We start from the raw sequence: 13,140 nt of genomic DNA, 5'->3' as shown, positions 1-13,140 counted from the left end.
GATCTCTTTGAGCAGCTGTCTGCATTTTTGTTCTGCCGAAGCTTTGTAGCGCTGGGCATTTTTCTTCCAGACCATCTTATGCTTGTTCGCATCAGCCGAAAAAGTGCTGCCGTCACAGAAGTAGTTTTCCATTTTGATATAGCCATGTTCCATTAAAAACACCAGCATCGAGCTGAACAGGACCTGGATGGATTCTTTGGCCTTGCCGCTGCGGAACCGGTTGATCGTCCGGAAGTCGGGACGGGACATGCCACTCAACCAGAAAAAATGGATATCCTGCGCCAGCGCACGGGCTATCTTCCTGCCCGTGTATATTTTCATGCAATATGCGTACAACAACACTTTCAGCAGCATCCGTGGATGGTAGGCGCTGGTGCCACCACCTTCGTAAAGGTTGACCAGCTCGCTGATGTCCATTCGTTCGACAACCTGGTTGACAACCCGGACCAAATGTGCCTGTGGGATCAGCTCTTCCAGTGAAGGGGGCAACAATAGCAATTGCCCGGGGTCATATTCCTTAAAAACAACAGATTTTTTTATCTTGCCCATGTATTTCTAATGTCGTAATTAAAAATACAAAAAAGCCCTCGCTCTACATAGTAGAAAAAGGGCTTTTTGCTTTTGGGTCAGCCCCGAGCGACAACTGGTCTCCGACCAGTAAGTAACATTAAATAACTATTTACCTACGTCCCTTTCCTTTTGACCTGCCCTTCCTCTTTCCTCCTTCCTTCATTCCACCGTAATGCCATCCAAATCTTCCAGCCGCGCGATTAGTGCCCAGCCGTAGAAATCGTTGGCCAATGCTACCATCAGCTCGTTTTTACCTGCTTTGAAGGGTATTACAAATGAGGTGTTTTCAACGGAGCACCGCCCTGCCGGTTCTTTCATAATGGGAGAACCGAATGTGTTTTTGTCGACATACAAGTAACGGCCGTTCAGGAACACCCACACATCGTCGCTGAAACCCATCGCGATCTTCTTTTTCTGGTCGATTTTAGAGTTGATATTGAGTTTCAACCAAACAATCCGGCGCTCCTTGCTCATACCGAACTTTCGGGTAAGGTTGATCATCCCTCTTCTTTCTGCCCAAATCGGCGCCCAGGGTGTTTCGGTTTTGGGCAGGTAATCCAGGCTGAAATCTACATTTTTGGGCAAAATGGCTGGTTCGCTGACTTGCCACTTCCGCAAATAGCGCGGGTCGTGCGCAACCGGGTCCGTACCCTCGTACGCGGGAAGTCCCTCTGTCAGGCCCGGTTTGATCACCAGGTTCGAAACGATCCCTTCACCTTCAAACGCGAGCGTGCCCTCGGTTACATTGCCCTCCATCCGCGGAACTTCCATCGTAGGCCGTTGCATATCGTTCACAAATACCCGCAATTGGTAGCCCGACGCGATCAGTTTGACATGGTTCCAGGTTTTGTTCTGGAAATAGGCCTTCCCCTGGTATTGCGGCAGGAGGTCCCAAAGGTTCACACCATCGATATTGGGCGTGTACTGGACGGCCTCGATGCCCGTCGAGTCGCCTGCGCGGTGCGTGCGGAAGTAGAACAGCTCGGTTTCCTTGCTATCCTTATACCTGAAATAGAAGGACGCAAACCGCTGGTCGGTGGGAATGTAGTCGAACTCGATGGTGCCGTTGGAAAACGTCGTGTTTTTCAAAATCACCTGGCCTTGCTTGGGAAGGACTTTCAATACCGGACGACCGTCGTGCGTAGTAAATTCCGCATTGGCCCCCGGCGCATCCCAGTTTTCGCTTTTGAGAGGTACCCATATGTCGGTATTCTTTTCCGCGGTTTTGGGTTTCTTCTGGCCGAATGCTGTGAATGCGATGCAACTGAGCGCGACTAAAATGAATTTTTTCATGGCTAATGATTCAAATGTGTTAATGTGAGGTTATTTCTTAAAAATGCCGGCATTGAGTTCTTTCCCGGCGGAATTGGGGAGTGGGTTAAGGTAATCGCGGGGCAAGCCATTGGTAGCGACTTCGCTGAGCAGCAGTTTACCGGAGCGCGCGACCCGTTCTTCGGAATGCGCGTTCTGTTCGGCTGGCACCGCGCCATTCTGCCCATAGTGGCCCATTTCATGTTTCAAATCTGTAAAAAGGCAGTTTTTGAAATGGTATTTCGGAAGCGTCTTGTCGGCGCGGAGCCACAGGTATTCCGAGTTGGCCACAATATTGTTTTCAAATACAAATGGCTCATGAAAAGTCCCGAACCATACCGCCGACTCGTAGGCGCCCACTATCACGGAGTTTTTAAGTGAAAAATCCCTGATGGCCATAAAAAGGAGCAGCGCATTCTTGGTACCATAAAAAATGCAATGATCGACATGAATACCAGAGCCGTGTGCCCAGATACTGCCCTGGATAGGGGCGGAATTGCGTTCGCCGATGAAATAGCATTGTGAAATGTCCAGGCCCGTCAGCGTCGAGTCCTTGCGGCTCACCGGGTAGTAGTACTGTACTTCCGGATTGCCGTTACCGAGAAATTTCAGCCCGCGGATACGCACGTGGTCGGCTGCTACCAGAAACCCGACGGCATGCTGGAACTGGGTTTTGTTATTATTCGCCGACACCGACTGGATTACCGGCATTTGTGCGGGCTTCCAATCCGCATCGTCGGGCATAGCTGCCGCTTCGATGGTAAGCCAGGCCTCGTCGGTATTGCGCTTGTCGATCACGACCTGGTCACGCAGCGTATAGAGCCCGGGCGCGACTTTGATCGTCACACTTTCGCCCGGTTTAAATGTTTTGGCGAGCTCGACGGCCCGCTGCAACGTCGCTACCGGCGTTTCGACTTTACCACTAGCTGCGTCGTTGCCAGTGGTGGCATTTACATGAACTGTTTGCGCTTGTAACTGATGGATGGCGAGCAGTACTATAATGGACAATAAATAGCTTAATTTGTGCATCTTTTAAATATTTGTTGGTCGTTTGAGTACAGGGCCGGCCGGCTATTTCCTTTGTTGGTTCAAACATAGTAAGGCCGTGGATAAAGTGGTTTTCAAGTTCTGGTCAAGTTTTGTCAAGTTTTATCACGCTCATTCACAATGGTTTCTGAAATAAATGAATTGCAGCGGTGTAAGGCTGTCATCGAGGATAAACTAGGCTGGGGCCCGGCAGACGGCTGGCAAACGGCCGATTTCGAAAACCTGAGCGAGCTGATTCTCAACGAAACCGGCGTATCGCTAAGCACGAGCACGCTCCGCCGCATTTGGGGGAGAACCGAGTATAACCATTTGCCCAGCGGCACCACGCTGAACACGCTTGCACGTTTTGCAGGCTCGGACGATTGGCGTGCATTTGTCAGGCAAAGCAAGCCTGCTGTGGCGGAATGTGCAGAGGAAGTGCCTCCCGTAGCCGTCACGCATAAGCCCCGGAGCTGGAAGCGGCTGGCCTGGATCGCTACGGCCGTGGTGGTCGTCATTCTGGCGAGTATGCTTGCATTCGATAAAGGAGAACCGCAACTGGAAAAGAGCGCTTATACTTTCGAAAGCCGTTCTGTAACACGTGGAATCCCTAACTCAGTCATATTTACCTACGACGCCTCGTCTTCGCCGACGGATTCGGTATTTATCCAGCAATCCTGGGATGCCACTAAAAGGGTGCTGGTGGATAAAAACCTGCATAAGCATACTTCGGTGTATTATGAGCCCGGTAGCTATCGGGCCAAATTGCTGATCGGCGATCAGGTAGTTCAGGAGCATAAACTGGTTGTGGGGACCGACGGCTGGTCGGGGTTAATTGATCAACCCAAAATGCCGGTTTATCTGAAAAAGGAAGAGTTTCTGCATGCAGACGGCATTGGAACCAGTGCCTCGGCGATTGAAGAGAAAAACATTGCTCTTCAACCCGAGCCGCCATTAATCAAATATTTCAATGTTGGTAATTTCGAGCCGGTATCGCTCAGCAACTTTACGTTTTCGACTGAAATCAAACATGAATACAGTGAAGGGGCCGCCGCTTGCCAGTTGACCTACATTTCCCTTATGACCGACGATATGCCGATAGTCATCCCATTATCTGCGAAAGGATGTGTTTCCGACCTTAATCTGATGAGCGTGGATGATTACGTTTCAGGTAAAAAAGCTGATTTATCGGCATTAGGCGTTGATTTTTCAGAATGGGTGCGCGTCTCGTGCGCGTCTTCGGGCGGGAAGATCCGTTACGCGATCAATGGGCACCAGGCTTTCGAGTTTCCCGTTCCCAATCGCCCGATCAAAATTCTGGGCGTAGCATTTGGGTTTCGTGGCACAGGTTCCTTGCGAAATGTTAGCCTGCAATCAGGAGGTAAACCGGTTTTTGAGGCATTGTAAAATCATAGTCCGCAAGCTACATTAATGAGACAGCGACGATAGTTTATACAAATTAACTAACTTCGGCGCTTTCAACTGATTTAGCTGTTTCCAGTGGACAACGATCTTTTAAGCCTGAGAACCGTGAATGTGCTACGCTACCTGACCCCGCTTCGGGAAGGCGGTTCGCTTCCGGCCATTGCCGAGGCCGACGATGATTTTCTTTATGTATTGAAATTCAGGGGAGCCGGGCAAGGTACCAAAGCATTGATTTCCGAGCTGATAGGAGGGGAGTTGGCCCGTTTCCTGGGACTTAAAGTGCCCGAGATCGTTTTCGCTAACCTCGATGAAGCCTTCGGCAGGACCGAGCCTGACGAGGAAATTCAGGATTTGCTTAAAGCCAGCACCGGACTTAATCTTGCCATGCATTACCTTTCGGGCGCCATTACTTTTGACCCCGTCGTGACCAAAGTGGAACCCCGGCTGGCTTCTGAGATCGTCTGGCTGGATACCTTCCTGACCAACGTGGACCGCACCGCCCGCAACACCAATATGCTCATGTGGCATAAGGAACTGTGGTTGATCGACCACGGCGCGGCGCTTTATTTTCACCATTCGTGGCAAAACTGGGAAGAGCAGGCGCGCAGGCCATTTGCGCAGATAAAGGACCATGTGCTACTGCGAAGTGCGTCCATGCTTGAAGAGGTAAATGAGGAATTCAGCGTCCGGTTGGCTGGTAGCATTATCCCGGCAGCGGTATCCCTCATCCCGGATGACTGGCTCCTGATAGATTCCCCATTTGAAACTGCCGATGAACACCGGCAGGCCTACATTACTTATTTGCAGGCCCGCCTGTCAGCGTCTGAAATCTTTGTGAAAGGAGCCCGGGATGCCAGATAAATTTTTATACGAATATGCGGTTCTACGCATTGTGCCACGTGTGGAGCGGGAGGAGTTCATGAACGTCGGCGTCGTGCTGTATTGCCCTTCGCGCGGTTTTCTTGGCTGTATTTCGGAAATCGGCCCGGATCGTCTGGGCGCTTTTGCACAGGGAACAGATCCGGCCGAGGTGGAAGGTTATCTCGATGCATTCAGACAAATTTGCGAAGGTAACCGGCAATGCGGAAGCCCTATCGCCGCATTGCCCGCCGCGTCACGTTTTCGGTGGCTCACGGCTACGCGAAGCACTGTTTTGCAGACGTCCAAAGTCCATCCCGGTTTTTGTACCGATCCCGGAGAGACATTGAACCGGCTTTTCGAGCAGCAGGTGAAATAGGCTGTCATTTCAGTTTCAAATATTGTTGTACAAGTTCCTTTTTACGGCGTGAGATTTCGATCCGCGAACCGTCCGACAATAGTAAGAACTGGTTGTTGTGGGTTACCTGCTTAATGTATTTCGGATTCACAAGGTGTGATTTGTGTGTGCGGATGAAATTGAACTCGCCCAGCATCTCATCGAAGTGTTTCAAGGTTTTGCTCGCCAGGAATGGTCGCTTCCCGACCAGGTGAATGGACGTATAGTTCTTGTCAGCTTCCAACCGGAGAATTTCATCGAGCGTAAAAAAGAATACACCTTCGCTCGAAGGCACCGCCAGCCGGAACTCGCGGATATTTTTCTTCTCGATATTGTGGACCAGGTTGTCGTAAAGTTGTTGCGTTTCTTGTTTCGGTTTGCCCTTCACCTTTTCGATATGGCGATCAACGGCTGTTTGCAGCTCTTCCGGATCGACTGGTTTCAGCAGATAATCCAACGCACTGAACCGGATAGCCTGAATCGCGTACTGATTGAACGCAGTTGTAAATACGATGTCGTAAGGCGGGTTTTTACGGGCGAGCAAAAACTCGAACCCATTCTGGTGCGGCATTTCCACGTCCAGGAAAACGATTTCGGGCTCGAAGTCTTCCAGCACTTTGAGGGCTTCTTCAACCGATTCCGCATGCCGGACATCGACTTCCTGCGAAACCGAGTTGGTGAGGTAATGATTCAGAACATTGCGTGCTTTCTGTTCGTCATCGATGATCAGTGTTTTAAGCATAACTTCGGGGATGTTTATAGTGTAAAATGGGTGTGTTTGTAATGCGTTTTCAAATATCGTCCAGTGACGTCGAGAGTTCAATCACGATCATGGTACCGGTTGCAACATCGTTCGGATCATATTTATCGACGATTTCAACAGAGGCGTGCTTTCCCTGCCGGTCGATCAGGGTGAGGCGGTCCTTGGCGATTTGTAGTCCTTTGGACTTATGGCGCCTGGTAGTGGTATTGCGTTCCCTGATTTCAAAAGATTTTTTTCGCCCGATCCCGTTGTCATCGATCGTGCATTTGAAAATTTCCTCGTCGACGCGGTCAAAGGAGATTTTCAATTCGCGGTAGCCCTCCTTATGCATCAGCCCATGCCAAATGGCATTTTCGACATACGGCTGTAATAGCATCGACGGCAGCAGAATATCGTCTGCTTCCAGTTCCTCGTCGATATCGATGCAGTACACAAAGCTTTGTTCGAACCGCATTTTTTCGAGTTCCAGATACAGTTCCAGCACATTTTTCTCCTCCTCGATCGTCACCAGGTTCCGGTCCGAATTATTAAGCACCATCCGGAACAGCTTCGAAAATTTATTAAGATACTTGCTAGCCTCGGTATATTTCTGCGTGACAATGCATTCCTGAATGCTATTGAGGCAGTTGAATACAAAGTGGGGGTTCATCTGCGCACGAAGCGCCATCAGTTGACTCTCTGCCAGCATCCTGTTGATTTCCAGCAGCATGATTTCTTTTTTCGCAGCCTCCTCTTCCGCTTGGGCCTCGGCGATTTTGTTGGCATTGATGGATGCGATCGTTAACAATGTGTGGGCTTGCTCCTCAGTGAAGAAATTTTTCTTGGTATGCTCCGAATCCAGCACGCCGATGAGCTTTCCCTCATGCAGGATCGGGACGGCAATTTCGGAGAACTTGTTGGCATCCTGCCGGATGTAACGGGAATCGAGCGAGGTGTCCGGGATGATCAGCGTTTTCTTAATCCTGGCAGCTACCCCTACGATGCCTTCTCCCAATTCCAGCTCTAATGGGTCTGTAATTTCGTTTTCAATCAGATCCTTTGAACCATAAACGGCTTTTTGAATCAATTTTTGTTTGCCTTCATCCCAAAGAAACACGGTGCAGTCCTCGAAATGTAACTGGGCAGTGCAGCTGCGGACAATGTCCCAGCAGATTTCACTTACGGAATTTTCGCCATATACCGAGTTCAGAAAGTATTCGATCGTCTTCGCCAGCTCGCGTTTATGTTTTCGGTTCAGATAGCCATTAAATGTCAGGTAAAGAAATGCGCCGGAAACACAACATACCAGGATAAAGAACCACCAGGTTTGCCACCAGTAAGGTGTGATCCTGATTTTTAATTTCGTGATTTCGTTCATCCACAAGTCATTTTGATCCGTGCTGCGAACCTTGAATACATAATCGCCAGCCGCCAGACTGTTGTAGCTGACACTCATGGCCCTGCCCGCATTAACCCAATTTTCATCGATCCCTTCCAGTTGATAGCTGTATTGCAACGATGGTATATCCCGGTGTTTTAGCGACGCAAATTGAAAGGTGATAAAGTCTTCATCAGGACCCATGACGAGCGACAGGGGAGGGGAATCGGAAATTTCCTTTTCAAAAACCCGTACAGATGTAATGTGCGGCGGGTTTCGCACCGCGATACGATTAAATTTCATGGGATCAATGACTACGATGTGATCGAGCATCGCAGCATAGATGTTATCAGGAGCTACAAGGATATAATTCCACCAGTCCTGCAATGTCTTGCCGAGGTCAATCTGAACACGTGTAACCTTTTTTGAGTCCGGCGGGAAAAATATGAGCCCTCCCGGCCCGCCTGCCCAGATTACCCCGCGACGGTCAACCGCCAAGGTGGCAATGTAGTTGGTCATCAGGCTGTTTTTCAGGTAAAGACTGTCTGTAAAAGCGCCTTGCCAGTTCATTTTGTATAAACCTCTCTTAAAAATAGCAGCCCAAATGTCGCCGGCAGGATCCTCTATCAGCTGAGTAACATAAAAGTTGTTACTCTCACGGACTGGTAGCGAGTCGAAATGTTGGGTTTTTTCCGAAAACCGGAGAAGTCCCTGCCCATTCATCGCAAAGAGAAGATCTCCGTTATCGAGCAAGCACGAACTTTGGCACTCGCGATACTGGAAAATGCCATATTTCGCACTAGTCCCGTCAAAGCGGTCTAGTTTATACGTTTTGGTGTCCAACCGGTATAATGCGTCTTTGTTAATCTGAAACCAGAGATTTTCAGAGCGGTCTTTTATCAAAAGATTACAACGGGCAGATGGTCCCTTGCTTTGGAGGCCCGTGAAGCGATGAATGCTTTTCTCCCCGATTTTTAAGTAGTACAGACCCTCACTACCGGCAAACCACCACGTGTTCCCGATTTTTACCGAGCCATAAAACTTGTTCCGCGAAATATTATCGGCGGCTGCGACGTGCCTGATGAATTTTCCGGTACTTATATGAAATTCAACGAGACCATCCTCCTTAGCGGCAAAAATGGTGTCACCGCTCTTGCTAAGCGAACCGATGGGCGAAAAGCCTGTTTCCAGAAAATACTTGTAGCTGGGTACCTTATATATATACTGAAACGGATTGTTGGAAATCAATTTGCTCAGTCCATTGTTGGTCGCAAACCAAATGTCGTTCTCGACATCCTGAATGGCATGTTGAATGTAACCATAGGCGATCGAGTAAGGTGTGTCCTGGCTGTAAGGGATTTTTCGGATTGCTTTACGGGATTCTTTCACATATGCTGCAAACATCCAGGTGGAAATCCATAGCCTGTCCTGGGCATCCACAAACAGATAACTGATCCGGTCGGTAGGCACCCTGCCATCCAGGTCGCGATAAGTGCTGTCAGCCCCTGTCTTTGCGTCCCAGTAATGGAGCGATAAATCCTCTTCCGTTGCATACCATATATTATGTCGCCTGTCGATGGCAATTGCGGTAATCAGCTTCGTTTTAAGCAATGGAAAACGACGTGGATTGAAAGTGCTATCGTATACAACATGATTTTTGCAGTCAACAAAATAGCTCTTGCGCCCGCCTATCCAAAACCCCATTCGCTGTTCGTCCCAAACAAAGGCGCTGCGTGGAGCAAACGAAAAGTCATGATTCAAAAGTGGTTTCGTCCAGGGCAGCGCATCGGCAAGTGGGCTGAGTTTCTGATTATCATAAATGTAAATCGCCGACGCGCAGGCAATCCAGAGGCGCCGGTATGCATCGGCTCTGATGGAAATGACGGTTTTACCGGCAAGGATATCAAACCGGCTGTCGTTCTGGTAGCTGCCGCTTGACTTGTTAAAAAGTTTAAGTCCCACGGAGGTGGCGATGAGGAGATTCTTCGATCCATCGATAGGATAGATGTCGTTGATCTCCATGTTTTTGATACTTTTCAAATCCTCATAATGCTTCACCAGCTCGCCGTCGTAACGGTTGAGGCCGTTAGTGGCCCCCATCCATAGGAAACCGTCGGTGTCCCTATACAGGCAACGCACATCCTTTGAGCTGAGCCCGTCTTCCTCTTTTAGATTCTGGAAAATGAACTGAGCCCTGGACGCAAGCGGCCAAAGAAAGCAAAGGAGCCAAAAGACCTGATAACGAAGCATGTACCGGATAAATTTTCTGCTGATCGTGTAAGGTAGGCATAAGGAAAATCAAAGTAAATATTGATGAACGAAAGGCTGACACGGATTGATTAACGGAAATGGAGGATAGACGCCAGCCTTCTGTTACCCCTGGATGCGACCTAACTAGTTTGACCATTCAATCATTGATAGCTCGCCGTTAACACATCCCATTTTTATTACCTCACAGGCCGGATAACTTTGCTTAAGACACCGGTGGTAACCTACTATTCATCAAAAATTGACCATTATCATGGGACTCTATCTGACAGGCCTCCTAATAAATTGTGCCGCATTACTGGCAGTGGGCGGCTACTACTTATACTATATAATAACGAAGAAAGAACCGGAGGAGCCCAGGCACTATTTCTGGATGGTACTGGCTTCGATCGGCGTCGCCACGATTGCCTCGTTGTACTACATATATATAGGTAACCTTACAACCGCATCCATCCTCGCCTGGGTAATGGCGGTGCCGGTCATCATCACAGCCATCTTTATCATACTCATTATTATTTTCCGTCCCGACTGGAATTGAGTTTTTGAAAACTGATTGCGAGTGGCTGGGAGATCTATATAGTATTGTAGGTACGAGCGCAGACCGGAGCACATTTGCTCCGGTCTTTTTTATACAGCAATAAAGCGGTTAGCACCACTATTCCGAATCGTATTCAGGCTACGGAATTAAAACGACACCAAATAAATGAAAGGCAAAACCCATGGCCAAAATTGTGAACTATTGATTAATATAAATAATCCTATCGGCTATTGATATATTTATAATTATTGTCAACTATTTACGGTTGCTACAAACCGCTTATTCTAATTCACCCGATCGTTTTTTGATACCTACCAGACACTCATCGGATTCTTTTTGAGCGAAATCACAGGCCTAAATTTGAATCATCAATTTTTTAGAAGGAGATTCTTAGATGCCAATCTGCACAAAATCAAGTAGCGAATTCAATTAATCAATTGTTCCAAATTCAACACACGAACGTTATGAAAAATGTATTACTATTTTTACTATTTTCAATCCTATCCATTGTTGCCTCTTTTGGACAGGTATTTCCTGAGACAGGAGCAGGATCGTCATGTAGTAACTGTGTTCCTTCAAATAAATATGTTATCGTCTCGGGAACACCAGATGTGTCAGATATAAATTACTACGGTGGCACATTATTAAAATGGAAAAATTCGAGTCTTAACGATGTTGTTTTACCACCACCACCTAGTAGTCAAAACTCCGGTGCAGTGAATTACTCTACCAAGAATTTCCTCACTTTAATAAGTGGTCCAAATGTCGATTCAAAGGTCAAATTTACAGTGACCCAGTTTATTCCGGGGCAAAAATATAAAATGCATTTTGCGGTAATGGCGTCCAGGCTGTTATCAACCACATTTGGCTCAGAGGCTGTGTTGGAGATACAGCCATCAAATAGCGCGGTTAACCTGCTTACTTCAACAATTGATCTGACGGGAGCAAAGAATACGTGGATGCAAACCTACGTAGAATTTACCCCGACGACGGAGGAAACGACATTTATTTTGTCTGGCAACACAACTGTCGGCAGTGGAATGGTTAATTTCGATATCGCGCAAAGGCCATTGGACTGCATCTTGCCGGCGGGAAAACAGGTCGACCTTTACAAGGCGAATGTACAATTCATGTATCCATGTCAGACACAGAACTTGGACTTACTCGTAAAGCTTCCGTGGCCAGTTGGCGCTGATGTAGTTTGGCAGTTATCCGGCTACCCATCCGGCAACAAATTGGGAGCGTATGCCGTACAGCATGCCGGACCAAGTGCAAACTCATATAAGGCATTTTACTATAACAATGCCAATGACTGTTATTCGCTTGGCCCTAGTGATAAGTCTACTGCGGAGGCTAATATAACCTACGTCCCTCAACAAGTTCCATTAAACTTGGGTGCAGTAGTTGCCGTCGAGTGTCCAAAAACTACCTATACCCTTAAGTCTAAGCTGGCAACATCGGCAGATTCCAGTCGGGTAAGGTGGTTTCCCAATAACAGTCATCAGGGTCCGCCGATAGCAAACGGTGTTGTGAAGACGCCTGGCAAATACTACGCATTCTTTTACAGTGATGAATTCGGATGTTATTCAACAGACATGTCTACCTCTTCCGTAACGGTTTCATTCGAAAGCCCCTGCTGCCAAGCTGGAACCGACCAAGTAACCGTACAACCTGCCGCCATCATGAATAGCTGTCCCATGGCGACAGCCGACTTAACGACGACCACTCTCAATGCCAACGTTCCTCCTAATACTCAAATCGTTTGGTTCAACAACCCAACCCACACGGCGCCTGTCATAAGTAACCCTAACACTGTCGGACCAGGAACTTACTACGCGTTCATTTATGACTCTTCCGGGGCGGGTTGTTATAACACGGATAATTCTACCGCACAGGTTAAGGTTACAATCAACCCTTGTTTGAGCAATGTTGTGCTTAGCCTTAAAGTTGCGCTGCAAGGTGCTATGCCGGATGCAGGCGTCAAAATGAAAAATGGTTTGCAGACCTATGGAGGGACTGGACTTCTTCCCACAACCTCACCATACACGGCTTCAAGCGCCTATCCGAGTATTAACAATGCCGCAGGGCCTGTTGGCGAAGTCGTGGATTGGGTTTGGGTAGAGGTTCGCAGTGGTTCATCTCCTCAAACAGTGTTGCAAGCGCAAAGTCTCTTGCTTAAACCGGATGGAAGTATAGTTAACCGGAATGGACAACCGGCAACATTTAATCCGCAATCTGGTTCTGTGAGATTGGTTGTTAAGTATCGTAATCACCTGGCAATCATGAGCAACCCGATTCAGAGTTTCATCGCGGGTTCGATAATTAATTACGATTTCACTACTGCATTGTCACAAGCTTCAAATCAATTTAATTCGCCTAATCAAATGATTTTGCAAAATGGTATTTGGTGCATGCGTGCGGGTGACTTGAATGCTAGCCAGGACTTCATTGTAGACGGGACGGACGGAAGTTTCTTCAGCGTACAATTCAAAAGCGATGTGTTTGGCACATACGACCGGGCAGATATCAATATGGACGGTTTCGTAGATGGGGTTGACGGATCTTTATTCAATGCAAGTTTTTACCAAGACATTTATTCCACATTAATTAACTATTAAACACTTACA

Annotated in this window: 10 protein-coding genes; 5 read left to right on the top strand and 5 right to left on the bottom strand. The window is 47.9% G+C overall.

Going from position 1 to position 13,140, the window contains the following annotated elements:
* From BMW93_RS33500 to BMW93_RS33490, 3 genes are all read right to left on the bottom strand, one after another.
* A partial coding sequence (locus tag BMW93_RS33500) for a transposase (protein ID WP_143061774.1) occupies positions 1 to 549 on the bottom strand: 549 nt, incomplete at its 3' end.
* 180 nt (positions 550 to 729) lie between these two features.
* The gene (locus BMW93_RS33495; RefSeq protein ID WP_090386916.1) at positions 730 to 1,863 is read right to left on the bottom strand and encodes a family 16 glycoside hydrolase; all 1,134 of its coding nucleotides are present in this window, start codon (positions 1,861 to 1,863) and stop codon (positions 730 to 732) included.
* Between the two features lie 30 nt (positions 1,864 to 1,893).
* Positions 1,894 to 2,910 carry a hypothetical protein gene (locus tag BMW93_RS33490; protein ID WP_090386914.1) on the bottom strand — a complete coding sequence of 339 codons (1,017 nt, stop codon included), beginning with the start codon at positions 2,908 to 2,910 and terminating at the stop codon, positions 1,894 to 1,896.
* A gap of 138 nt (positions 2,911 to 3,048) precedes the next feature.
* On the opposite strand from BMW93_RS33490, the gene BMW93_RS33485 reads away from it, so the two are divergent.
* The 3 genes from BMW93_RS33485 to BMW93_RS33475 all read left to right on the top strand — a co-directional run bounded on the left by BMW93_RS33485 (position 3,049) and on the right by BMW93_RS33475 (position 5,569).
* Positions 3,049 to 4,314, top strand: coding sequence for a hypothetical protein (locus tag BMW93_RS33485; RefSeq protein WP_090386912.1), 1,266 nt, complete (start codon positions 3,049 to 3,051; stop codon positions 4,312 to 4,314).
* Between the two features lie 93 nt (positions 4,315 to 4,407).
* Positions 4,408 to 5,193 (top strand): HipA family kinase, encoded by a 786-nt coding sequence (locus BMW93_RS33480; protein WP_090386909.1) that lies wholly within the window; start codon positions 4,408 to 4,410, stop codon positions 5,191 to 5,193.
* Positions 5,183 to 5,569: a DUF3037 domain-containing protein gene (locus BMW93_RS33475; RefSeq protein ID WP_090386907.1), complete on the top strand. Its 387-nt coding sequence runs from the start codon at positions 5,183 to 5,185 to the stop codon at positions 5,567 to 5,569. The genes BMW93_RS33480 and BMW93_RS33475 overlap by 11 nt, the downstream gene beginning before the upstream one ends.
* A gap of 4 nt (positions 5,570 to 5,573) precedes the next feature.
* Here BMW93_RS33475 and BMW93_RS33470 read toward each other — a convergent pair whose 3' ends face one another.
* Both BMW93_RS33470 and BMW93_RS33465 read right to left on the bottom strand, forming a co-directional pair.
* Positions 5,574 to 6,329: a LytTR family DNA-binding domain-containing protein gene (locus BMW93_RS33470; RefSeq protein WP_090386905.1), complete on the bottom strand. Its 756-nt coding sequence runs from the start codon at positions 6,327 to 6,329 to the stop codon at positions 5,574 to 5,576.
* Between the two features lie 49 nt (positions 6,330 to 6,378).
* On the bottom strand, positions 6,379 to 9,957 hold the full coding sequence (locus BMW93_RS33465; RefSeq protein ID WP_090386903.1) for a histidine kinase: 3,579 nt from the start codon (positions 9,955 to 9,957) through the stop codon (positions 6,379 to 6,381).
* Between the two features lie 271 nt (positions 9,958 to 10,228).
* Between BMW93_RS33465 and BMW93_RS33460 the strand changes: the two genes are divergently transcribed.
* Together BMW93_RS33460 and BMW93_RS33455 are read left to right on the top strand one after the other, a co-directional pair.
* A complete protein-coding gene (locus BMW93_RS33460; protein ID WP_090386901.1) occupies positions 10,229 to 10,513 on the top strand; it encodes a hypothetical protein in 285 nt (94 codons plus the stop codon).
* Positions 10,514 to 10,977: 464 nt separating this feature from the next.
* On the top strand, positions 10,978 to 13,131 hold the full coding sequence (locus BMW93_RS33455; RefSeq protein WP_143061773.1) for a hypothetical protein: 2,154 nt from the start codon (positions 10,978 to 10,980) through the stop codon (positions 13,129 to 13,131).
* Positions 13,132 to 13,140 lie beyond the last annotated feature (9 nt).

The organism is Dyadobacter sp. SG02 (assembly GCF_900109045.1).
In the GTDB taxonomy this organism is placed as follows: domain Bacteria; phylum Bacteroidota; class Bacteroidia; order Cytophagales; family Spirosomataceae; genus Dyadobacter.
This window is presented reverse-complemented; position numbering and strand designations above follow the sequence as displayed.